At 72.5% G+C, this 22,774-nt stretch carries 15 protein-coding genes; 3 read left to right on the forward strand and 12 right to left on the reverse strand.

From position 1 onward, the window contains the following. The first annotated feature begins 445 nt into the window (after positions 1-445). Complete coding sequence (locus ABT345_RS03835; RefSeq protein ID WP_345081406.1) at positions 446-3,046, forward strand: ABC transporter substrate-binding protein; 2,601 nt, start codon at positions 446-448, stop codon at positions 3,044-3,046. An 88-nt stretch (positions 3,047-3,134) separates the two neighbouring features. Here the strand turns inward: ABT345_RS03835 and ABT345_RS03840 are convergent, their stop codons facing one another. Further along, positions 3,135-3,800, reverse strand: a complete 666-nt coding sequence (locus ABT345_RS03840; protein ID WP_345081409.1) for a nitroreductase — start codon at positions 3,798-3,800, stop codon at positions 3,135-3,137. A 248-nt stretch (positions 3,801-4,048) separates the two neighbouring features. On the opposite strand from ABT345_RS03840, the gene ABT345_RS03845 reads away from it, so the two are divergent. Beyond that, entirely contained in the window at positions 4,049-5,251 is a 1,203-nt protein-coding gene (locus tag ABT345_RS03845; protein ID WP_345081412.1) for a carboxylate-amine ligase, read from the forward strand. A gap of 232 nt (positions 5,252-5,483) precedes the next feature. Then, the gene (locus ABT345_RS03850) at positions 5,484-6,659 is read left to right on the forward strand and encodes an FUSC family protein (RefSeq protein WP_345081415.1); all 1,176 of its coding nucleotides are present in this window, start codon (positions 5,484-5,486) and stop codon (positions 6,657-6,659) included. A gap of 156 nt (positions 6,660-6,815) precedes the next feature. On the opposite strand, the gene ABT345_RS03855 is transcribed toward ABT345_RS03850, so the two are convergent. The 11 genes from ABT345_RS03855 to ABT345_RS03905 form a co-directional block, all read right to left on the reverse strand. Continuing rightward, positions 6,816-8,336, reverse strand: coding sequence for an AMP-binding protein (locus tag ABT345_RS03855; protein WP_345081418.1), 1,521 nt, complete (start codon positions 8,334-8,336; stop codon positions 6,816-6,818). Next, on the reverse strand, positions 8,333-9,133 hold the full coding sequence (locus ABT345_RS03860; protein WP_345081421.1) for a phytanoyl-CoA dioxygenase family protein: 801 nt from the start codon (positions 9,131-9,133) through the stop codon (positions 8,333-8,335). The genes ABT345_RS03855 and ABT345_RS03860 overlap by 4 nt, the downstream gene beginning before the upstream one ends. Positions 9,134-9,249: 116 nt before the next feature. Further along, the gene (gene asnB, locus ABT345_RS03865; RefSeq protein WP_345081424.1) at positions 9,250-11,022 is read right to left on the reverse strand and encodes an asparagine synthase (glutamine-hydrolyzing); all 1,773 of its coding nucleotides are present in this window, start codon (positions 11,020-11,022) and stop codon (positions 9,250-9,252) included. Positions 11,023-11,026: 4 nt separating this feature from the next. After that, positions 11,027-12,718, reverse strand: coding sequence for a non-ribosomal peptide synthetase (locus ABT345_RS03870; protein WP_345081427.1), 1,692 nt, complete (start codon positions 12,716-12,718; stop codon positions 11,027-11,029). A gap of 100 nt (positions 12,719-12,818) precedes the next feature. Beyond that, a complete protein-coding gene (locus ABT345_RS03875; RefSeq protein ID WP_345081430.1) occupies positions 12,819-13,655 on the reverse strand; it encodes a fumarylacetoacetate hydrolase family protein in 837 nt (278 codons plus the stop codon). Between the two features lie 14 nt (positions 13,656-13,669). Further along, positions 13,670-14,710, reverse strand: coding sequence for a hydroxymethylglutaryl-CoA lyase-like TIM-barrel protein (locus ABT345_RS03880; RefSeq protein WP_345081433.1), 1,041 nt, complete (start codon positions 14,708-14,710; stop codon positions 13,670-13,672). Positions 14,711-14,775: 65 nt separating this feature from the next. Further along, positions 14,776-15,552 (reverse strand): 2OG-Fe dioxygenase family protein, encoded by a 777-nt coding sequence (locus tag ABT345_RS03885; protein ID WP_345081436.1) that lies wholly within the window; start codon positions 15,550-15,552, stop codon positions 14,776-14,778. Positions 15,553-15,608: 56 nt separating this feature from the next. Continuing rightward, positions 15,609-16,580 carry an aspartyl/asparaginyl beta-hydroxylase domain-containing protein gene (locus ABT345_RS03890; protein WP_345081439.1) on the reverse strand — a complete coding sequence of 324 codons (972 nt, stop codon included), beginning with the start codon at positions 16,578-16,580 and terminating at the stop codon, positions 15,609-15,611. 150 nt (positions 16,581-16,730) lie between these two features. Next, positions 16,731-18,011: an MFS transporter gene (locus ABT345_RS03895; RefSeq protein WP_345081442.1), complete on the reverse strand. Its 1,281-nt coding sequence runs from the start codon at positions 18,009-18,011 to the stop codon at positions 16,731-16,733. Then, positions 18,008-21,979, reverse strand: a complete 3,972-nt coding sequence (locus ABT345_RS03900) for a non-ribosomal peptide synthetase (RefSeq protein ID WP_345081445.1) — start codon at positions 21,977-21,979, stop codon at positions 18,008-18,010. Before ABT345_RS03900 ends, ABT345_RS03895 begins: the two co-directional genes overlap by 4 nt. A 10-nt stretch (positions 21,980-21,989) precedes the next feature. Next, entirely contained in the window at positions 21,990-22,760 is a 771-nt protein-coding gene (locus ABT345_RS03905) for a thioesterase II family protein (protein ID WP_345081448.1), read from the reverse strand. Positions 22,761-22,774: the final 14 nt, after the last annotated feature.

Below are 22,774 nucleotides of genomic sequence, written 5' to 3' on the forward strand. Positions count from 1 at the left end.
GGCCGGCGGGGCGATCGTCCGGTAAGGGATCGGTCCTCCGCCCCGCGTACTCGAATGGCGCAGACGTCCGGTGCGCGGTGGTGGTGACGTGCCGGCCGGCCGCGGGATCCCGCCCGCACCGGCCCCGGCTGCCGCGCGCCGGTCTGCGGTCGTGCGTCCACCTCTCCTGTGCCAAGGTGAACGGAAGATCCACTAGATAGCGGGCATAACAAGGCGGGCACGGCGTTCCCGGCCGCGCGGGAGCAGGCACCGGGCGGCGCCTCTCGTGCCGCCCGTGTGCAGGTCGCCGGCGGGGCGGACGCGGGCCGGTGGCATGCGTCCGCCCGGTGTACGGGGATGCCGCGGTCGGACCGGTCGTCCGCCGCACGGTTCCCCAAGGCGATCCCGTCGGCCGGCGGGTGCCGCCTGCCGGGCGGGGCGGCGAGCCGAGCGAGAGGAGACCGGGATGGCGGCCGACGGCGCGGGCGAGCCGTCCCCTCCTGTGCTGACCCGGCTGGCCGCCAAAGCAGCCGGGCTCGGGCTGCACCGCGCGGCCCGGCGGTTGCTGGCGCGGGCGCTGACCCGCGACCGCGGGTACGCGCCGGCGTGGCAGTGGCTGGCGGCGCTGGCGCGCGACGACGGCGAGCGCCGGTACTGCCTGGAACAGGCGGTGCGGGCCGACCCTTCCGGCGCCGACCGGCGCGACCTGCGACGGCTGCGGCGGGCGGAGTCACGCCCGCCACCGGAGGTGGCGCAGCTGGCCGGCCCTCCCCCGCCGCCGCGAGACCTGGTGTCCGGGCGCGCCGGGCGCCGCCGCGGACGGCGCCGGTGGTGGCTGGCGGGCGCTGCCGGTGTCGTGCTCGCGGCCGTGGTGCTCGGCGTGCTGCACCTCGTCCACGAGGAGCGGAAGGAGCCGCTGTACGTGGCGCTGGTGGCCGGCTTCCGCAACGAGGCCGCCCACCGGGAGAAGGAGGTCGAGGCGGTTCGCTCCCACCTCGACCAGGTCAACGAGGACGGCGGCGTACGGGGTCACCCCGTACGGCTGGTGCGCTACGACGACGGGGCCGCGACCGACCCGGCGACGGTGCGGGCCGTCGCCCGGCGGGTCGTCGCCGACGGCCGGGTGATGATGGCCATCGGCCACTTCGACAGCGAGAGCGCCCTGGCTGCCGGGCCGGTGTACGCGGCCGCCGGCGTTCCGCTGATCACCCCCACCGCCACCGCGGACGGGGCCACGGCCGCCCCCTGGGTCTTCCGCACCACCTTCGACGACAGCTATCAGGCGCGCTTCATGGCCGCCTACCTCCGCCACGTCCTGAAAACCCGCACGGCCACCGTCGTCCACGACGACAGCGCCTACGGCCGGGGCATGGCGTCCGGCTTCACCCGGGCGTTCGCCGGGCTCGGGCAGGTGCGGCGGGACCTGTCGGTCGGCGCACGGTTCGAGAGTGCGCAGCAGCGGGCCCGGCACGTCGATGCCGTCGTGCGCACCGTGCGGTCCGACCCCGATGCGGGGACGATCGTGCTGGCCACGGAGTACGAGCCGGCCGTTCCGCTCGTCCTCGCGCTGCGCTCACGCGGCGTGCGCAACCCCGTCATGGGCGGCGACGGCATGAGCCCCGATTCCCTCGCCCATGAGCTGGCCGGGCAGCAGGAGCGGCTGCGCGGCGGGGGCCTGACGCAGCAGGTCTACATGGTGTCCCCGCAGCTCGGCGACAGCCTCACCGGGCCGGGGGCCACCTGGGCGTACGCCTTCCGCCGGCGCTTCGGCTCCTCCGCCACCTGGGAGGCCGTCGCCGCGCAGACGGCGGCCGATGCGGCGGTCCACGCCCTGGACCGGTCCGGTGCCGGCGGGGGCACGGCCTCGCCCGGTGACCGGCGCGCCGTCCGGGACGCGCTGGCGGCGATGGACGCCCCCGGCCGGGGCTTCTCCGGCCTCTACGGCGAGGTCCACTTCGACCGGAGCCGCTCGCTGCGGGTGCAGGCGAACGTCGGGGTCATCGAACGCGGGGAATTCGTCTCGGCGCCTTTGCAGCTCGTCGCCTACCGGCGTGACGAAGGGGACCTCGCCCAGGCGCGTGCGGCCGGCCGGATCGTCGACTTCGACGGCCAGATCCTCGCCCGTCAGCAGGTGGTCCGTACCGGCTTCAATTTCAACCGGATCAGCGATCTGGACGTCCACACCCGGGAATTCAAGGCCGATTTCTTCCTGTGGTTCCGGTATTCCGGCGACGACGGGGCAACGGATGTGGAATTCGCCAACCAGGCGGACGCGCGGTACCGCCTGCCCGCTCCGATCCGTACCACCGCCGAGGGAGGAGTGAGGTACCGCCTGTACAGGGTGGTCACCACCTTCATCGCGCAACTCGACTTCCACGATTACCCCTTCGACCGCCAGCACCTGGCCGTGGTGCTGCAGAGCCGGTCGCGCACCGCCTCACGGGTGCTGTACGTCGGTGACCGGGCGCTGCTCTCGCAGGGTCAGTCCACGTTGCTGCACAGCGGCCGCGACCCCGGCACCTCGGTCAACGATCTGCCGGACTGGCGCGCCCAGGCGCTGAGCCTGCACAAGGACCGGGTGGGCAGTACGGCCACGCTGGGCGACCCGAGCACGGTCCGCGGCGGGACGGAGACGCCCGGCGTGCACTACAACCAGTACACCGCCGACTTCACCGTCGCCCGCAACGCCGGCGCCTACCTGCTGACGAACCTGCTGCCGCTGGTGCTGCTGGCCATCGTCACCTACGCCACCCTGCTGTTCTCCCGCGACCCCGGCTACGCCCCCGCGAAGGTGGGCATCCTGGTGACGGCCGTCCTGACCGCCGTGGTCCTGCGCACCACCATGCTGGATGCGCTGCCCAACGTCGGCTACACCGTCGCCATGGGCTGGGCCTACTACGCGTACTTCGCGCTGGCCGTCGCCTGTGTGTGCGTCGTGCTGGCCGGCGCCTGGCTGGTCGAGCACAGCCGGCTCACCGCCTGGCGCCGGCTGACCGTCCTGGCACGCGCCGGCTTCCCCCTCTACTGCGCGGCGGTCGCGTTGGCGTATCTGCTGGTGTACGGGTGACGGGGACGGGTGGCGGGCTTCCCTGGCCGCCACCGGACGAAGACGCCCCCCCCGCAGGCCTGTCCTGCGGGCTCGACCGGCCGGGCGATCACCCGCCGATGAAGCGCACCGTTTCGGTCGTCTCCGCCCGCCCGGTGCGCAGCGGGGGAACGCCCTCCTTCTCGAATCCGACGGCGACACCGCAGAACAGCGTGCGTCCGTCATCGGCCCCGACCGTCCGCGCGACGGTCCTGCGGTACGTCGTCCACATCACCTGCGGGCAGCTGTGCAGCCCTTCCGCCCGGAGCAGCAGCATGACCGTCTGCAGGTACATCCCCGCGTCTCCCCACTGCGCGGGTCCCATCGCGCGGTCGAGGTAGCAGAACAGGACGACGGGCGCCCCGAACGCCTCCGTGTTCAAGGCGGTGATCTTCTGGGGTCTCCCGGGATCGTCACGCGCGATTCCCAGCGCTGCGTAACGCTGGGCCGCCGCGGCGAAGAAGCGGTCCCGGTACGGCGAGGCCAGGTCGGCCGGGTACATCGGGTACTCCCGCTCGTCACCCGGATCCGATGCCAATGCCCTCGCCGTCGCGCGCTTCTTCAGTTCGGCCAGGGGCTCGCCGGTGACGACGTACACATGCCACGGCTGGAGGTTCCCGCTGGACGGGGCGCGTGCGGCGGCGGCCAGCACCCGTTCCAGGGTCTCCTTGGGTACGGGATCGTCGCGGAACGCCCGCACGGCCCGGCGGGTGTCCACGGCTTCGTACACGTCCATGCCTGCCTACCGCCCTCTCGGCCCCTTGGCCGGCCCGCCTCGCGCGCGGACGTTCGCCGCCGCGGCTTCCATGGTTCTCGACGTTGCCCTCATTCCGGTAGACCCGGCAGACGTGACCGGATGACCGCGGCAGGGTCGGCCGACTCCGCGCAGGGCGGTGCCCGCGGTGGCCCGTTGCCGACCGGCCCGTGCGCGGTGCGGCCCCGGCGCGGTGCCGATCTTTCGCGGAGTGTGCCAGCATGCGCGCCATGTGCGACTTACGGCCGGTGGAAGAATCCGGTGCAGATGAGTCCTTGCCGGCCGCCCCGCCCGTCCGGGCCCGGCCGGGGACGCTGACGATGGGGGTGGAGGAGGAGTTCCTCCTCGTCGATCCCGAGACCCGGCTCCTGGCCCCCCGAGCCGCCCCGGTCATCGCCGGCGCCGCCAGTACGCTGGGCGGCCGGGTGGGTTCGGAGATCACCCTTTACCAGGTGGAGACCCGCACCGATGTGCACACGCGGCTGAGCGGCCTGGCCGAGCAGCTCCACGAGACCCGGGCGTGTCTGGCCGGCGCCGCCCGCGATCACGGTGCGCGCCTGACGTCCAGCGGCACCCCCGTCCTCTCCCCCGCCGGCCCCATACCGATAGCCGCCGGCGCCCGCTACGCCCGCAGCGTCGCCACCTTCCAGGCGCTGAGCGAGGAACAGGTCTGCTGCGCCTGCCACATCCACCTCGGCTTCGACGACCGCGCCCTTGCCCTGGAGGTGAGCAACCATCTGCGGGTATGGCTGCCCACCCTGATCGCGGCGGCGGCGAATTCCCCCTTCTGGGCGGGGAGCGACACCGGGTACGCCTCCTGGCGCATCATGGCCTTCCACCGCTGGCCGGTCAGCGGTCCCCCGCCCCGCTTCGCCTCGCCCGGCCACTACGACGAGCTGGTGGCCGCCTTCGTCGCCACCGGCAGCACTCTCGACGAGGCCGGCGTCTACTGGGACATCCGCCCCTCCCACCACCTGCCCACGCTGGAGATCCGCGTCGCCGACGCCTGTCCGACCGTGGACCACACGCTCCTGATCACCGCCCTCGTGCGCGCCGCCGCCCTGACCGCTCTCGACGCCGTCCACGATCGCCGGCCCGCCCCGGACCCGGACCCCGGACTGCTGCGCGCGGCCTGCTGGCGCGCCGCCCGCGACGGGCTGACGGGATCCGCGGTCGACCCCCTTCGGCGGCGCCTGCTCCCCGCCCGCGAGCAGCTGTCGGCGCTGGTGCGGCAGGTGCGGCCCGCGCTGTCCCGGCTGGGCGATCTCCCCCATGTCGAAACCCTCCTGGACAACCTGCTCCGCGACGGCACCGGCGCGGAACGGCAGCGCCGGGCCCACCGGCGCCGCGGGCGTCTCACCGACACGGTCGACGACCTCGTCGCCACCACGCTCACCCCGCCCCATCGCCCACGGGGGCGGACGGCCCGCTGAACGGCCGGCGCCGGGCCCGCCCCGGGCCGGAGGCGTGACCGGCGGCCGCACCGGCTTCCCGAGCGTCCCGGGCGGCGACGCCGGGTGCAGCCCATTCGCCCGGCCCGGCCTGACCCACCCCGCCCCGCCCCGGCCCGCCCCGGCCTGGCCCGACCTGGCCTCGCCCGGCAGTGAGGGATGTCACCCGTCCGGTATCCGGCGCACACCCGGCCCGCGGTGCCATCATCTTCTTGTGCAACTTTCAACTACCTTCCCGGGTCGCCTGCCGATACCCGCGGTCAGGCGGGTGCACCACCTCGTCGGCAGGCTCCGGCACCGGCGGCCCGGCCGGTTGGTCCACGGGATCAAGGCGTCGGCGGCGGCGCTGGCCGCCTGGACCCTCGCCGGCCCGGTGGCTCCCGACGGGCGTGCCTACGTGGCGGTCGCCACCGCCCTGCTGATGGCCAACGCCGCCACGGTGTACCGCTCGGTCACCAACGCCCTGCAGAGCATCGGGGCCAAGGTCCTCGGCCTGGTCCTCGCCCTGCTGACCGTGCGGCTGCTGGGGCCGACCGCGGGCGCCATCGCGGTCATCGCCCTGCTCACCGTCCTGGCCGGTCCCCGCCGTACGGCCGGCGGAAGGGGGCAGGTCGCCTCCACCGCGGTCGTCGCGCTGGCCGTGATGGCGGGCGATCCGATGGGCGGTCTGGTCTCACCCGTGCTCCAGACGCTGGTCGGCGCGGCCGTCGGCATCGCGGTGAACGCCCTGGTCCTGCCCCCGCTGCACGTGGACGAGTCCGACTCCGCCGTCCGGGCGCTCGCCCGCACCCTCGGGGAGCTGCTGCACGACATGGGCGCCGGCCTGGCCCAGGGGGAATGGCGTTCCCGGGCCCATGGCTGGCTGCACCGGGGGCGCCAGCTCGAACGGCACCTGGCGTTCGCCCAGGAGCAGGTGCGCCAGGCCGACGAGAGCCTGCGCTGGAACGCGCGCTGCGTCACCCACGGACGGCACGCCGACGTCCCGCCCGGACGGCGCGGCGAGGTGACGTACGGGGAACTCTTCCACGCCCTGCGCGGGGTCTCCCTCCAGGTGCGCGGCATCGCGCGGACCCTGGCCGACAGCGCCTACGACCACCGCCCCGACCGCCATCTGGGGCCCCAGTTCCTGGACCGCTATGCCGAGACCCTTCGGCTGGCGGGCGCGGCGGTCCGTGGTCTGGTCGACGATCCGCGTGCGGAAGACGGCCGCCCAGGCCCGCGCGAACAGCTGCAGAAGGCGATCGAGGAGGTGCTGGCCTGGCACGAGACCATGACCGATCTAGTCGGCCGGGGAGCCCTCACCAGGCCGGATGCGTGGCACGTCTACGGCTCGCTCATGACGGACATGGAGCGGTTGCTGGCCGATCTCGACCACGTGGGCGCGCGCTGAGGGCGAGGCCGGCCACCAGCGGAGGGAGAACAGGGGGACGCCACGAGCCCGCCCAGCGGCCCGGGTTCTTTTTCCCGGAGCGCGGGAAAGGCGCCTGAGCTGGGAATTTCACCTCTCAGGCGCCTTCCGCCCGGGCGCCGGGCACGCCCGGCGCCGTCAGCCGGCGCGGCTCGCCGAAGGCTCGTGGAACGACTCGCGCAGCTTCGCCCGGTCGATCTTGCCGTTCCGCGTGGCGGGGAGCACGTCCACCTCGGTGAAGTGCCGGGGGACCATGAACCGGGGCAGCCGGGAGGCACACGCGCCGAGCAGGTCGGCCCGGTCGACCTCCGCGCCGGTCACGAGGGTGTAGAACGCCGCCAGCTGTGTGGAGGCGCCCACCTTGACCCCGACGACCGCGGCCCGCCGGACACCGGCGACCCCGGCGATCACGGATTCCACCTCGCCCGGCTCGACGCGGTAGCCGTTCACCTTGAGCTGGTCGTCGAGCCGGGAGACGAAGTGGAACACCGCACCGTCGAACGTGACCAGGTCCCCGCTGAAGTAGCAGCGCCGCACACCGCCGTCCTGATGCTCGACGTCCCGGAACTTCCGCGCGGTGAGCGCGTCGTCACCGGCGTACCCGACCCCGACGCAGTTGCCGGCGATCACCAGCTCCCGGGTCTCGCCGGGCTCGAACGGGCGCAACCGCCCGTCCACCTGGCACAGCAGCTCCGCGTCGACGACCGCGGTGCCGATGGGCGGCCGGTCGGGCCAGCGGGTGACGTCGCCCGTCAGCCGGTGCTGGGTGACGACATGGGTCTCGCTCGGTCCGTACTGGTTCACCAGCGTGAGGTCGCCGTCGGCGCAGAACTGCCGCACCTCGTCGTTGATCACCAGCTGTTCGCCCGCCACCGAGATCTCCCGCAGGCTCGGGGTCTGCTCGCCCGCGGCGCACGCGGCGGCGGCCAGTCCGTGCAGTCCGACCACCGGCTGGAAGAGCCGGGCGGCGTCGTGCTCGCGAATGATGTCGAGCAGAGTGAAGGGGTCCAGCCGGTCCTGGTCGTTCACCACGATCAAGGTCGCGCCGGCCAGCCACGTCGCCACCGTGTCCTCGTACACCATGTCGAAGCCGATGGACGACATGTGCAGGGTGTTCGGGGGCCGGTGGTGGCTCCACCGGCGGACGTGCCAGTGCCCCAGATCCGCCAGGACCACCGGCGGCACCGCGACGGCCTTGGGTTCGCCCGTGGAGCCGGAGGTGGGGATGACGTAGCAGACCGGGCCGGTCGCGATCTCGTCCAGCCGCGTTCCCCGGATCGAGTGGAAGGTGTGTTCCTCGACGCCCGCGTCGACCGGTGGGCACGCGTCGTCCCGCAGGATCATGGCGCAGTCGGCGCTGCTGACCAGTTTGCCGGTCCAGGCGGGCGGCATGGTCGGGTCGATGGACAGCACGCCGGCTCCGACGCGCCACACGCCCAGCACCGCCGCGCAGCGGGCCCAGGACCGCGTCCCGTGCACATCGACCACGTCGCCGGGGCCGATGCCGCGCGCGGCGAGGCCGCCGGCGATCTCGGCCGAGACGTCGTCGAGTTCGGCGTAGGTGTGGCGGACGCCGTTGTCGACGACCGCCACCGCGTCCCGGTGCCGGGCGAGGGCGTCGATCAGCGTCCGGATCAGGGAACCGTCGAGCCGGCTCATGCGATCAGCCCCCCGTCGACGAACTCCAGCGGCCGGTAGTCGCGCGAGGCCACGAACTCCGGGCGCGGGCGGGGCACTTCGCGCAGCTCGTTGTCGACGCTGTTGTAGCTGACGAACGCCATGGTCCGGTCGGCCGGCGACATGTTCGCGCCGGAGCCATGCGCGATGCAGGGGTGGAAGAACAGCAGGCTGCCGGCGCGTCCGACGACGGACCGGATCTCCGAATCGGCGGTCACCTCGGCCATCTGGTCCGCGTCCAGGGCGAACTCCAGCTTCGCCGACAGGTCGTTCTCCCACTGCGCGGCGCCCTCGGGCCCGGGGCGCCACGGGGCGATCGCGTCGTTGCGGTGCGAGCCGGGCACGACCAGCAGCGGGCCGTTGTGCTCGGTGGCGTCGTCCAGGAACACCGCGGCGTTGACCGCCCGCGGTTGCGGCATGCCGTCCTTGTGCTCCCAGACGCTGTAGTCCTGGTGCCACTGCCACACCTCGCCGCGGAGCGCCTGCTTGGCGTTGACCTTGCACTGGAACACATGCACCTTGCTGTCCAGCAGCTCCTCCGCCGCGGACAGCAGCTCGGGCAGCCGCACCAGCCTGGAGAACAGCGCCCCCGTGGTGTGGCAGCCGTGGATGCCCCGCACCGTGGTGCCGTCCTCCTCGAAGATCCGCCCGGGGTGGTCGGTCGCGTAGAGGTCGGTCACCTCATTCCGCAGCGCGGCGATCTCGTCGGCGTCGAAAACGCCGTCGAGGAGCAGGAACCCTTCGGAACGGTATTCCGCTATCTGGCTTTCGGTGAGCATGACTCGATGACCTCTCTGCCTTTTCTGTAGGGCGATGCTGCCTTTTCGGTAAGGCGATGGTGTCTTCTCGGCAGGGCAATGAAATGCGTGACGTGGGCGCGGGCGCCGCCGCTCCTTCACATCCGGAGTCCCAATTCGTCGATCACCATGCTGATGCTGATGATGCTCAGCCGCGTTTCCCACTTACCCTCGGCGCCGTGGACGTCGAACCGTTCGAGCGCGTCGGTACGGAAGACTCCGCCGGCCGCGACCAGGTCGCGCCACCTGGCCATGAGGGGGTCGTCGGTGAGTGCGGACAGGCTGTGCGCGGTGAAGCCCTGTTTCGCGCGGCGCAGGACGGACTCCGGGACGAGGCCGGCGTATGCCGATTTGAGGCAGGCCTTTCCCTCGAAATCGGCGACCTTCTCGTCGTCGCCGGTGCGCAGCGCCAGATCGACCACGGAATTGCCGAGGAACGGGTACCGGCCCTCCACGGAATTCGCCATCAGCATCGCGTCGCCGTGGTCGCCGAGCAGATGGCTGCCCAGTTGTACGGAGGTGTCGGCCACCGAGCGCAGCTGCATCGGCGTGAGCCGTGCGGCTTCGCCGTCGGAGAACGGAATCAGCCGCTCCCGCCAGAATTCCTGGCCGGCGAGCGCCTCGATGCTCTCCGGGGTCAGCGCGTCGGACCGCCGGCGGTCCACCTGCCGCCAGTCGACCTCCCAGGAGAAGTCGGCCCGGCCCCATGCGCGCTCGTTCTCCTCGCGGCTCGGGCGCCGCATGCCGCCGAGCCCGTCGAACGCGTACGAGTCGTAGCCGAAGAACAGCTCGTCGGCGCCCTCCCCCGACAGCACGCCCTTGAGGCCGCTCAGCCGGACCTCACGCGAGAGCATCAGGGCCGCGACGTTGTAGGTCTCCCGCTGCGGGTAGCAGCAGCGGCGCACCATCTGCTCGAACTCGGCGGTGATGTCCTCGCGCCGGCAGGAGATCTCGTGGTGCTCGCTGCCCACGGCACCTGCCACCTCACGCTGGAAGCGGTGTTCGTCCAGCAGGGCGTCGCCGAACACCACCGAGTACGTGCGCAGCGGCTTCTCCGTGGCCGCGGCGGCCTCCACGACCAGCGTGGAGGAGTCGAAGCCGCCGCTGAGGCAGGCCCCGATCTCGACGTCCCCGCGCAGCCGGTCGCGTACCGCCTGCCGGATCCCGTGCCGGATCTCCGCCGCGCTCACCGGGGGCCCGGCCGCCGCGAACTCGCCGTACCGCCAGTAGCGGACCGTCTCCTGTCCGTCGCTGCCGCACCGCACCACGGTCCCGGGCGGTACGGCGCGGACGTCGCGCACCAGGGTGCGGGGCGCCACGATGTTGCCGAGCTGGAGGTACTGGTCGACGGCACCGAGGTCGAGCCGCCAGGTGCCCGGCACCGAGCGCACCAGGGGGCCGAGTTCCGAGCAGAAGTGCAGCTGCCCGTCCCGCTCGGTGTAGTAGAGGGGGCTGATGCCGAAGCGGTCCCTGCCCAGGTGGAGCGTGCCCTCGGCGCGGTCGTGGATCGCGGTGGCGAACTGCCCGTCGATCAGGGCGAGCCCGGCGGGCCCGTGGCGGGCGAACAGCTCGGGGACGACCGCCACGTCGGCGGGGTTGGCCCGGCCCAGGCCGAGCCGGCGGCGCAGCGCGTCGGCGTTGTAGATCTCGCCGTTGGTGACGGCGACGAACCGTCCGCCGCTGTCCTCGGCGGGCTGCCAGCCGTCCTTGAGCGCGGTCATGCCGAGGCGGGCGAGCTTCGCGGTCAGCACGGGTGTGCTCAGCGAGTAGGTTTCGTCGGGTCCGCGGTGGGTGAGCCGGGAGTGCATGGTCGCCGTGACCGTGCGGTCGAGGCCGCCGTCCGGCGCGAAGGTTCCGCACAGGCCGCACATCGCGCTACACGCTCCGCTGCGGCAGCTGGTCGGTGAGCGCGCGCAGGTCCTTCGCGCGCAGCACGTCGCGCACCCCGGCGTCCAGCCAGCCCAGCTCGCGCAGCTTCGCCACCAGCAGCAGCGTCGATGCCGAATCACCGCCCAGCGCGTAGAAGTTGTCGTCCGGTCCGGCGTCGCCGATGCCGGTGAGGCGGCCCACGAGGGTGAGCACCTGCTGGGCGGGGGTGGCGACGGCGTCCTTTCCGAGGTTCCGGCTGCCGCGCAGGGACTCGCGGTCGACCTTGCCGTTCGGGGTGTACGGCAGCGCCTCGACGCGTTCGAGCACCGAGGGGACCTTGTACGGGTCCAGGACCGCTTCGAGGTGGCGGCGGAGGTCTCTGGGGTCGGCGTCGCCCAGGTAGTAGCAGACCAACGCGTCGCCCCCGGCGGCCGCCGAGCCGTCGTGGGACTCCACGGTCAACACCGCCTCGACGACCGATTCCGCCTGGCAGACGGTGTTCTCGATCTCGCCGAGGTCCAGGCGGTAGCCGCGCAGCTTCACCTGGTGGTCCAGCCGTTCCACGAAGTACAGGTCGCCGTCGCGGAGTTCGGCGACGTCGCCGGTGCGGTATTCCGTGCCGTCGCCCGCCGGCCCGAACGGCCGCACGCCCTGCGCGGTCAGATATCCGGCGGCGACGGCGGGGCCGGTGATCACGATCTCGCCCCGGCGCACCGCGTCGCCGGTCTCGGCGGGCGCGGTCCCTTCGTCGAGATCGCGCAGGTGGTAGGTGCAGTCGCCCACGATGTCGCCGAGGGGCACCCCGGCCCGGCACCGTGCCGGGTCGAGCGGGCCGGTCAGCAGATTGCAGACCGTGGTCTCGGTGGCGCCGTAGGCGTTGTGCAGCGCGGCCACCTCGGACCACTTGGCGACCACCGCCGACCGGCAGGCCCCGCCGCCGTTGATCACGTGGCGCAGCCGCATCGCGCGGCTGGGCTCGGTCGCGGTCAGCGCGAACGGGGTGGTCTTGAGGTGGGTGATGCCGAAGCGCTCCAGCGTCTCCTGCAGTTCGGCGCCGGGCGCCAGGCGTGCCTCGTCCAGCACCACGAGGCAGGCGCCGGCCGTCAGGGTCCACAGGATCTCGGTCATGCAGCCGTCGAAGGTCAGCCGGGCGAACTGCAGCGTCCGCGATTGCGGCCCCACCGACAGCTGCTCGACGTGGTCGCGGACCACCGCGGCGAGCGGGGCGGGGCGCACCAGGACGCATTTGGGTTCGCCGGTCGAACCGGAGGTGTGGATGGCATAGCAGAGCTCGTCCTCGCCGTCCAGGGGCCCGCGTGCGGCATCGGCGTCGGCGGCGCGCCAGGCCTCCGGGACGTCGGTGAGGTACGCCTCGCCGTCCTCGCGCGAGCGGGCCAGGAGCCGGACGCCGAGCAGGGCGACCTTCTCAGCGTTGGAGGCCACGCTGTCGCGGCTGTCGAGGAAGACGAACGGGCGCCGTGCCCGGAGCGCTCCGATCATCGCCGTGATCGCGCCGAGCCCCTTGCTCGCCTCGATCCCGACGAATCCGCCGGGCGGGATCTCCGCGCGGAGGTCGTCCGCGAACATCTGGCTCAGCTTGTCGAACTCGCGGTAGCTGACCGTGCGGTCCGCCGTCCGCACGGCGGCTCCGTCGGGATTCTCCCGCACCGCGCGTGCGAATCCGTGTATCAGGGACATGTGACTCCAGTTCCACTCGCCGCCGACGTGCAGGGTCGAACGGGTTTGAGACAGCGGGGGGCGTGCTCGGCGGGCCGCGGCGGGCACGCCCGCCTCCGGGTCAGCCGACCGGGTGGGTGAGCGTGCCGACGCCTTCGACCTCGGCCCGCACCGTGTCGCCCGGGTTGATCGGGACGGCGCCGGGGGTTCCGGTGCAGATCACCGTGCCCGGGGCGAAGGTCCGGCCCATGGTGAAGTACTCCACGAGGTAGCCCAGGTCGTACTTCATCTGCCGCGGCGTCGCCGCCGCGATCACCTCTCCGTTCCTGACGGTGGCGACCCGGATGCCGTCCAGGCTGTCGCCGGGGAACTCGTCCAGGGTCACCAGGGCCGGGCCGATGCTGCAGAAGGTGTCGAACCCCTTCGCCCACGGGATGTAGCGCGGGTTCTGCCGGATGGCGTCCTCCGCCGTCATGTCGAGGACGGTCGTCACCCCGGCGATGACGGACCGCCACTCGTCGCGGCGGACGTCCTTGCAGCGGGTGCCCACGACCAGTCCCAGCTCCGCCTCGGCGGTCACCCGGCGCGACTGGGCCGGCAGCCGGATGGTTCCGCCGTTGCCGATCAGGCACGAAGCGGGCCGCAGATACGATCCGGGGCCGGATCCGGGCTGCTCGGTCTCCAGGTCCTCCGAGTGGCGCCGATAGTTGAGGCCGGCGCCCCAGATGGCGGCGGAGCCGTCGGCGACGGGCGCCGCCTCGGACAGGTCGGGGCCGGGGCCGCCGGAGCCGGCCGCTGCCCTCCTGACCCGTGCCTCCAGATCGCCGAACCGCGGGTCCGCGATCAGGTCCCCGATGCGGGTGAGGTCTTCGTAGCCGCCGATCTCCCGCAGGGGGAGCCACCTGCCGTCGACTCCTGCGAAGATGTCCTGCCCGTTGCCGCTCCTGGCGAGCTTCATGGCGTCGCCTCCTCTCAGTTCACCAGTTGGAAGTGGTGCGGGCGCTCGCCGTCGGCGATGCGGGCCGCCGCCGCGTGGAAGTCGGCCGCGCGCGGGCTCTCCTCCGCCACCCGGACCGCGGTCTCCATGAGCCGGACCGGGTCGGTGCGGTACTTGACGGCGAGCTCCTCGACCAGGCGGAAGAAGCCCGAGTGGATGCCGATCACCGCGCCGAGGACCTGCATCGTGCGGCCCTGCCCGATGACCTGCATGTTGACCCGGCAGAGTTCGGCGAGTTCGGCCAGTTCCCGGTAGGCGAACCGGTCCTTGCCCATGACGTTGGCGAGCGCGGCGAGGGATTCGGTGGCGGCGTTGCCCGAGCCGCGGCCGATGCCGTTCAGCGTCCCGTCCAGGAGGGTGGCGCCCGCCCGGAAGGCGGTGACGGTGTTGATGGTGGCGAGGCCCAGGTTGTCGTGGCCGTGGAAGCCGACGACCGGGTACCGGTCGGCGACCGCGCGCACATACCTCTCCACGGTCTCGGGGGTCATCGCGCCGTAGGAGTCGACCACGTAGACGCCCGCGATCTCCGGCCCGATCCCGTCGAGCATGCCGAGCAGCCGGTCGACGGGGGTGGCGCTGGACTTCATCAGGTTGAGGTGGACCTCGCCGCAGACGTCGGCGACCTGCCGGAGATAGGGCAGGTGCTCCTGGACGCGGTCCGGTTCCACCCCGACCCGGATGAAGGACATGCCGCGGTCACACATCTGCTTGATCGTCGCCGGCCGGGTGAACTCGGGCTGCGCGAACATTCCCCACGGCTTCGCCGGCAGCGTCGAGCGGGCCAGGTCACACCAGGCGAAATGATCGATGTTTCCCGCCTTGATGCCGGTCCGTTCGGCCTCCAGCCCGATTCCGTGACCGATCTCGACCCGGGAAACCGGGGTCTCGTTGAGTCCTGCGAGAAGCTCGGCCACGAAATTCTCGTCGAACTCGAAATCGACGGCGTAGGCACCGTCGCGCAAGGTGCAGTCGAGCAGTTCCATCTCGGACATCGCCCGGGATCGGCGCTCTGTCATGGGCCTTCGCCCTCCTCGGCTCAGCACGGACGTACACACGGACAAGCAGGTGGTGAGGGTCGGGCTCAGATGTGCTGGCGCATCGGGGTGAAGTCGACGAGGATCACCGCGCGCTCGCCGGTCTCCGGCCCGGGCCCGCGCTTGATGGGGGACACGTAGTGGCTGACCTTCTCGTCGGTGACGCCGTAGGACTCCAGCGGCTCGGTCAGCTCGAACTCGGCCAGCGCCTCGCCGTCGCCCACGTCGGAGGGGAGCTTGCCCCGGTACTTCGGCGGGGCGATCACGTTGACGCCGCCGACGACGTTGCGGCGGTACACCAGGTGGGCGAAGACGAACGGCTCGCCGTCCTGGTGGAGTTCGTTGGGCGAGGAGATCGCCTCGTGGCCGGGGTCGTCCACCGCCAGCTTGATCAGATGCACCCCGACGTGCAGCGGGAACGCCGCGTCGTCCTGCGACCACCGCGTCTGCGCGTAGTCGAAGGAGAGGATCTCGTGGATGATCGGGTTGTTCCGGGCGGATTCGCTCATGGCCGGCAGCTTGCGGACCACGCCGACGTAATCGGGATTGTGGTCGGCCTGCCAGTAGCCGTTCATCCAGCCCTGGTCGCCGAAGTGCGTGTCCGGTATCCAGCTGAACTCCCGCGACCAGGGGAGGAAAATGCCGCGGGCGTAGCGGCGGTTGCGGCCCGCCTCGGTCGCGTAGGGGTCCGGGGGCAGGTCGACGAACTCGGCGCGAAGGCGCTGGAAGGCGTCGTCGGATTCGGTGATCCCGAATTCCGTGGCGAGGTCGTAGCGGGCGAATCCGTTCTCGACGAGGACGGTCGATTCGGTGAGCGTCTGCATGGCTTTTCCCAGGGGTAGTCGGAAGGGTTGGACGGGGGTGGACGGCGGCCGGGCCGTCAGACCGCGGCGAGCAGGCGGGCCGGGCGGACGACCACCTGGCGCCGGCGTCCGCACCGGGTGGAGAACTCCACCGTCGGGTTGTCGTCGAAGAGATCGAGGCGGAGCAGCCGCTCCTCGCTCCAGCCGAGCAGCCGGAACTCGCCGGCTCCCAGGTGCAGCAGCTCCACCGGCGCGCGCCCCGCGACGCGCAGGACCAGCCCGCCGTCCTCGGCGCCCACCTCGGCGACGAGGTCGCTCGCCGCGTCGTCGACCACCTGGAGTCCCCACTCCATGAAGGAGAGCGGGACGGCGAAGCGGCAGCTGAACTCGGCGAGTTCGGGCGCGGTCAGCGGCAGGACGCGGCGGTAGTAGGCGATGTCGCTGGCCGGCAGCTGCGCCCGGAAGCTCTCCGGGAACAGCGACAGCAGCCGGTCGTTGGTCGCGCAGTCGGCGACCAGATGGATCCTGGCCCGGTCGCCGGTGTTGCGCACGGAGTGCGGCCGGTCGAAGTCGGCGTACCAGAGCGTGCCCGGCTGCCAGCGCTGCTCGACGCCGTCCACCACCAGCACCGCACCGGGGTTGGTGACCAGCGGGAGGTGCAGCCGGACGTAGCCGTAGGGGAGCCCGATCGGGGTGTCCGAGTGCTCCTCGACGGACACCCCGGGGGCCAGCGCCATCAGGCGGACGCTGCGCAGTTCGGTGCCCAGCTCGGCCAGGATCTGGGCGAGGTAGGGCGCCTTCGCCATCAGCGGGGTGTCGGCGAAGCCGTCACGCCCGGGACCGCCGGGGTCGGTGCGCCGGACGTCCCCGTTCGGCGCACGCAGCGAGAGGACCTTCCAGTCCACATCGGATTCCTCCCCGACGATGCCGTCCTCGAAGGACCGCTGCAACGCCCAGAATTCCGAACCGCCAAGTTCTGCGAGATCCGCGTTCAGCCGGTCGATATCCAGGTCGTCCCGCAGCATCACCGCGGCCGGAAGATTCCTCAAGGATCCGCTCTCCTGCATGAAAGTCTCGCTTCCATAAGCCTTGTTCGCTTTGGCCTTAAGTCTTGTTCGCTTTGGCCTTGCTGACAGCATCTTACTTCTGCATTTCGCCGGGAAAAGACTCCGGCGACGCGCGGAATGGGCCAGGACTCTTTAGGACACGGCCTTTTCGTCCGCGGCCGGAATAACTGCGCGCGCGGATTCCGGGAAATCGCGCAATTTACGGATCGGACTGAAGACGAGAATGGCCGTCGACAGCACCTGAAGTCCGCTCATCGTCCAGAGCGTTTCCCGGACGCCGAACGCGTCGCCGAGCGCGCCGCCGAGCAGTCCGCCGACCGCGATGGCGCCGAAGCTGATCACGGCCGCGCTCGCGCTGATCCGCCCGATCAGGCCCGGTGGGCAGTACCGCTGGCGGAAGGTGTCGGTGATGATGCTCGCCGCGACCACACCGGCGCCGGCGCCGACCCCGCCGGCGACGAAGTACACGAGGCCGGCGCCCGGTCCGGTCATCGGGAAGAGCAGGGTGAAGGGCGCGGCACCCACCTGGCAGAGCAGCGCGGCGCGGGCGGTGCCGTGTCTCCGGGACATCCGGTGGGACAACAGCACCCCGAGGAGCCCGCCGAGACCGCACAGCGTCAGCACCCCGCCGACCACGGCCTCGCCGACGCCGACCGTCCGCACCAGGAAGGCCACCTCGATCGAACTGAGGCCGGTCAGCGCGATGTTGGACACCGCGCTGAAGATCGCGAGGGTGCGCAGAATGGGGTCCCGGAACAGGAATCGCAGGCCGTCGCCGACCTCGGTGCGCAGCCGGCGCCGCGGGACCTGAGGGGGCGGCGGCTCGGTCGTCCGGATCGCCCGCAGACAGAGCCAGGACACCACGAAGCTCAGCGCGTTGGCCAGCAGTCCGGCGACGGCGCCGAAGGCCTGCACCAGCAGTCCGGCGAGGCCCGGGCCGGTGACCTCGGCCGTCGACTCGCTGCCCTGCAGCCGCGCGTTGCCGGCCAGCAACTCCTCGTCCAGGAGCAGCGTCGGCAGGTACGCGCGCTGCGCGGTGGTGAAGAAGACGTTGGCGCAGCCGCCGACGAAGGCGGCCAGGAGCAGGTGGGGGATGGTGAGTACGTCCGCCCAGGCCGCGACCGGGACGCTGGCGAAGGCGACGAAGGAGACGGCGTCGCAGACGAGCATCACCGGGCGGCGCGGCAGGCGGTCCACCCATGCGCCCGCGGGCAGGCCGAGTATCAGCCAGGGCAGATAGGCGACCGAGGTCAGCAGTCCGACCACGAGGGTGTCGGCGTGCAGGGTGAGGACGGCGACCAGGGGCAGCGCCACCACCGCGATGCCGTTGCCGAACAGGCTCGTGGTCTCCCCGAACCAGAACAGCCGGAACTCGCGCCCGTTCACCGCGCCCTGGCGTGGCGTCTCGCTCATCGTTCTCCCGCCGTGGGTCGCGCACCGTCGAGTCGGGCCAGCTTTCCGGCGAGGACCGCGCCGATCCACGCGATCGGCTCCGGCTGGGTGATCTCGCCGTGGCTGCAGGCGATGTCGTGCACCTCAAGTCGTCCGGTGAGGTGGTCGCGCCAGGACTCCGGCGCGGGCGCGTCCGCCGGTTTCCCCTGCGTGGCGGAGAAGAACACCATGTCCCCCTGGTACGTGCGGGGTTTCAGGTCCCCGTAGATGCGGTCGTTGTCCACGAACACCCGGGCCAGGGCGGCGGCCTCCGGGCGCGTCAGCCGTTCGAGCGGGCCGCCCGGCCGGCGGACCGCCCGCTCGTAGTCGTCGTGGCGCAGTGGTCCCGCGCCGGACGCGGGGAGGTCGTACCCCAGGGAGTCCAGCAGCTCGGTGTACGCCTGCGGGCTGCCGTCGACGAGGGGCCGGTGGCCGGGTACCGAGTCGGGCGGGTAGCCGTCGAGCAGGGCGAGCAGGTCGACCCGGTCTCCTTCGGCCTGCAGCTCGGTGGCCAGCAGATGGGCGATCACGGCGCCGAAGGACCAGCCGAGCAGCCGGTAGGGCCCTTCGGGCCGGACGGATCTGATCCGCGCCATGTAGTCCCTCACCATCTCCTGCCAGGAGAGGCCCGTCGCCGCCGCATCGGTGAGGCCCCTCGCCTGGAGGCCGTACACGGGGTGGCCCGTGTCGAGGTGGCCGAGCAGGCCCGCGTAGACCCAGCTGATCCCGGCGGCCGGATGCACGCAGAAGAGGGCGGGCCGGTCGGCGCCCGTGCGCAGCGGGAGCAGGGGCGCCAGCGGGTCGTGACGCTCCCCGGCGGTCAGCCGGTCGGCCAGGTCGGCCACGGTGGGGGCCTGGAACAGGTCGAGGATGGTGAGTTCTCCGCCCAGCACCGCGCGCACCCGGGCGAGCAGCCTGGTGGCGAGCAGGGAGTGGCCGCCCAGTTCGAAGAAGCTCTCCTCGGCGCCGACCCGGCTCAGCCCCAGCACCTCCGCGAACAGTCCGCACAGGACCTCTTCGCGGGGGCCGCGCGGGCCGCGCGACGCCGGGCGGTGCGCGAGGTCCGGGGGCGGCAGCGCGTCCCGGTCGAGTTTGCCGTTGGGCGTCATCGGCAGCCGCTCCACCACCTGGAAGAACGACGGGATCATGTGGTCGGGCAGGGTGGCGGACAGCCGTCTGCGCAAAGCGCGGGTGTCGGGCGTCCGGCCGGCCGCGGGTTGTACGTAACCCACCAGCCGTTTGTCGCCCCCGGCGGCCTCGTGCACGGCCACGGCGGCCTGTGCCACCTCCGGGCAGCGGGTCAGCGCGGCCTCCACCTCGCCGAGTTCGATCCGGAAGCCGCGTACCTTGACCTGGTCGTCGACGCGGCCGAGGTAGTCCAGCCGGCCCCGGTGATCCCACCGGGCCAGGTCGCCGGTGCGGTACATGCGGCTCCCCGGCTCCCCCGCCGGGACGAAGGGGCAGGCGACGAACCGTTCCGCGGTCGCGGCCGGGCGGTTCACATAGCCGCGGGCCACGCCGGGCCCGGTCACGTACAGCTCGCCGGGGACGCCGGGCGCGACGGGGCGCAGCCGCTCGTCGAGCACGAAGACCCTGGTGTTGCCGATCGGCTTGCCGATCAGCGGGGACGGGCTGTCCGCGACGTCCCACCACAGCGCGTCCAGGGTGCACTCCGTGGGCCCGTAGAGGTTGTAGCCGAGCGTCCCGGGTGCCTCCCGGATGCGGGTCCACAGCGTGCGTCCGGCGGCTTCCCCGCCGAGCAGCAGCACCAGCGGCGCATGCGGTCCGGACAGCAGGCCCTCGTCGAGCAGGTGCTCCGCGTAGGTGGGGGTGACGTCCAGGACGTCGATGCCGGCGGCCGCGACGTAGGCGGTCAGGGCGGCGGCGTCGCGCCGGATGTCGTCGCCGATCACATGGAGTTCGTGTCCGGCCAGCATCCAGAACAGCGCCTCCCACGACGTGTCGAACGACAGCGAGGCGGTGACGGCGGACCGCAGCCGCCGGCCCGCGGTGGCCTCGGCGCGGGCGATCAGGCCGTCGCGGTGGAAGGCGTAGAGGTTGCTCAGCGCGGCATGCGGGGTCAGCACGCCCTTGGGGCGGCCGGTGGATCCGGAGGTGTAGATGACGTACGCCGCGCTCGACGGCGGTATGCGGCAGTTCAGGTCGGGCACGGGAGCGGTCGGCGCCTCCAGCCGGTCGATGTGCACCGCGGGCAGTTCGCCGAAGGCGTGCGTGGCCGCGGTCGCGGTGTCCGTGACGACGGCGACCGGTGCGGCGTCCCGCAGCATGTGCCCGATCCGCTCCGGCGGGTATTCGAGATCGAGCTGCAGATAGGCCGCGCCGGTCTTGAGCACCGCCAGCATCGCCACCACGGACTCGGCCGACCGCGGCAGGGCCAGCCCGACCACCCGCTCGGTCCCGGCGCCCGCGGCGCGCAGCCGGCGGGCGAGAAGGTTGGCCCGGTCGTTGAGTGCGGCGAAGGTGAGCCGGGTGTCCCCGCACACCACCGCGGTCGCCCGGGGCGTGCGCGCGGCCTGCGCCTCGAACAGCTCCGGGACGGAGGCCGGCGGCACGGGCCGGGCGGTGTCGTTCCAGGCGACGAGGGTCTGGTGGCGGTGTTCGGCGGAGAGCGGGTCGGCTTCGCCGATGGGGCGCTCCGGTGCCGAGACGAGCTGCCGCAGCAACCGGGGCAGGGCGTCGGCGATGTGGTCGGCGGTGGCCCGGTCGAAGAGGCCGGTGGCGTACTCCAGGGCGCCGTCGATGCCCGCGGGGTGCCCGTCCGGTGTGTAGTGCTCGCGGAAGTCCGCGGACAGGTCGAATTTCGCGGCCTTCCAGTCCGGGTGCTCCTCGGTGCACACCAGGCCCGGCAGCGAGAGCGTCGCCTCCTGTGCCCGGGAGAGGGTCAGCATGACCTGGAAGAGCGGATGGCGTGCCAGTGACCGCTCCGGGTTCAGCTCCTCGACCAGCCGCTCGAACGGGACGTCCTGGTGGTCGTAGGCGGCGAGGTCCGCCTCCCGCAGGCGGTCCAGCAGCTCGCCGAAGGACGGGTCGCCGGACACATCGGTGCGCAGCACCAAGGTGTTCACGAAGAAGCCCACCACGTCTTCCAGCGCCTCGTCCAAACGCCCCGCCACCGCGGTGCCGATCGGGATGTCCGTACCGGCCCCCAGCCGGGACAGCAGGACCGCGAGGCCGGCCTGCAGCACCATGAACGTGGTGCACCCGTGGTCGGCGGCGACGGTGAGCAGGCCGCGGTGCAGATCGCCGTCGAGCTTCAGCGGCACCCAGTCGCCGCGGTGGTCGGCCACCGCGGGGCGCGGGCGGTCGAACGGCAGGGCCAGTTCGGCGGGGAGTCCGGCCAGCCGTTCCCGCCAGAAGGCGAGCTGCGTGGCGAGCAGGCTCGCGGGGTCGTCCGCCTCGCCCAGCAGTTCCCGCTGCCACGCCGCGTAGTCCGGGTAGCTCACCGGCAGCGGTGCCCACTGCGGGGGCCGGCCCGCGGCCCTGGCCTCGTAGGCGGTGGCCAGGTCGTCGAGCAGCGGCTGCCAGGACCACTCGTCGCAGGCGATGTGGTGGATCACCAGCGCCAGCACGTGTTCGCGCGGCGCCAGGGCGAACAGCGTCGCCCGGACCGGGAGGTCCGTCGTCAGGTCGAAGCCGCGGTCGACGGCGGCGGCGAGCGCCTCGTCGAGCCGGCCTTCCGCCTCGCACTCGACCACGTCGAGCCCGGGCCGCCGGTCGGCGACCTCCGGTACGGGTTCGCCGTCGACGGCCGGGTGGACCGTGCGCAGCACCTGGTGCCGGTCTGCCAGGTCGGTCAGGGCCGCCGCCAGGGCGGTGCGGTCCAGTTCACCTCTGGCCCGGATCACGAGCGAGCAGTTGTAGACCGCCGACCGGCCGTCCACACGGTTCAGGAACCACAGCCTCCGCTGGGCGTAGGACACGGGGGACACGGGTCACTCCTCAGGGGGCAGAGCCGGATGCGGCGGAACGGGTGGCGAGGATCCGGCTCGGGAGGGCCTGCCAGATTTCCGGGGTGTAGAAGTGGCCGCCGGGGAGCACGTCGTGCCGGTACGGGCCGGAGGTCAGGCCGCTCCAGCGGGCTCCGGCGTCGGCGGCGATCAGCGGATCGTCGGCGCCGGAGAACACCTGCAGGGGCACGCCGACCTCGGCGCCGGTGTAGACGTAGGTGTCCCGGACGGCGAAGTCGGCCCGCATCAGCTCCAGCGCCAGCTCGGTCAGTTCGTCGTCCGCGCGGACGTGCGGGGGCAACAGACCGTAGGTCCCCAGCCACTGAAGGAGCCGCTCGTCGTCGTCCTGCTGGGCGGGAAAGCGTTCGCTGTCGGTCAGGCCCCGGTCGGGGGCGTTGCAGGAGGAGAGGACGAGCGCGTCCGGCCGGCGCGCCCCGGCCTTCTCCAGCCGGGCGGCGACGTCGAAGGCCAGCCAGCCGCTCATGCTGTGCCCGAAGAGCACGTACGGGCCGAGATCGGCGGCGGACAGCGCTTTGGTGACCCCGTCGGCGAGGTCGGCCCAGTCCCGGGCGAAGGGCTCGGTGAAGCGTCCCTCCCTGCCGGGGTAGCAGAGCGCGACCAGGTCCGTCCCGGCGGGCAGGTGCGCGGTCCACGGCCGGTACGCGGCCGTGCCGCCGCCGAAGAAGCTCAGGCCGACGAGGGTCCGCTCGGCGTCCGGCGTCCGGTGCAGGGGCACCATCGTGGTGTCCCGGGCGCCGCTCACCGGGTCGCTCCGGT

This window comes from Streptomyces sp. NPDC000404, assembly GCF_040300365.1.
In the GTDB taxonomy this organism is placed as follows: domain Bacteria; phylum Actinomycetota; class Actinomycetes; order Streptomycetales; family Streptomycetaceae; genus Streptomyces; species Streptomyces ramulosus.